Genomic DNA, 757 nt, shown 5'->3' on the forward strand with positions numbered 1-757 from the left:
ACTTTGGGCGGTGCGTCGCTGATCACCAAGCGGTTGACGCAGGATGAACCCCAGACCACTATCACCATGTGGTTGCTGACGCCGGTGAACCTGCTGTTCTCGGTTCAGGCCGGGTTCGAGGTGCCGACGGGCACGATCCTAGACCTGCTGCTCGTGGGCAGTGCGATCATGTACTTCGCGCAGCACTTCCTGACCCTGGCCTAGGCCGCTGCGGATGCGGCCTATGTGCAGCCGTTTGACGATCTTAAGCTGTTCTCCAACATCCTCGTGTCCTAGCTGGTGCTGAGCTTTGAACTCGACGTGACCTATTGGCCGGGCATCCTGATGGTCTTCGCCGGTTCTGCCTATCTTCTGTGGTCGGAACGCGGCCGGGTGGCTGGGGCTGTGATGGCCTGAGCCTTCCGACATGCCAAAGGGCCTCGCGGCCCTTTGGCTTTGGCGAACCTGTCAGGCGGAAACGGCGGCCCCTTGGTGGATCAGGGCCTTCGCCTCGTCCTTGGAATAGCCAAGTTGGTCCAGCACCGCCGCCGTATCCCAGCCACGCGGCGCAGAGGGGGTGCGCAGGGGCAGGGTCGCGCCATCGGCGAGGACCGAACTGCGCAGCGCCGCAGCGCGCCCCTCGGTCGGGTGATCTTCGTGGCTGATCAGCCCCACCGCCGTCAGATGCGGGTCACGCGACAGGCTTTCGATGGAATGCACCGGCATCGCTGCGATATCCGCCGCTCGGAAGACGGCCAGCCATTCGGCGCTGGTCTTC

The 757-nt window shown here is 64.2% G+C and carries 1 protein-coding gene and 1 pseudogene; one reads left to right on the plus strand and one right to left on the minus strand.

Annotated features, from left to right (window positions below):
* Positions 1–204, plus strand: a pseudogene (locus AC1DVR_RS23770) (hypothetical protein); the annotation flags it as partial.
* A gap of 243 nt (positions 205–447) precedes the next feature.
* Here the strand turns inward: AC1DVR_RS23770 and AC1DVR_RS23775 are convergent.
* A partial coding sequence (locus AC1DVR_RS23775; protein ID WP_478003090.1) for a CoA transferase occupies positions 448–757 on the minus strand: 310 nt, incomplete at its 5' end.

The sequence above is a fragment of the Rhodobacter sp. P2_H5 genome (assembly GCF_056403335.1).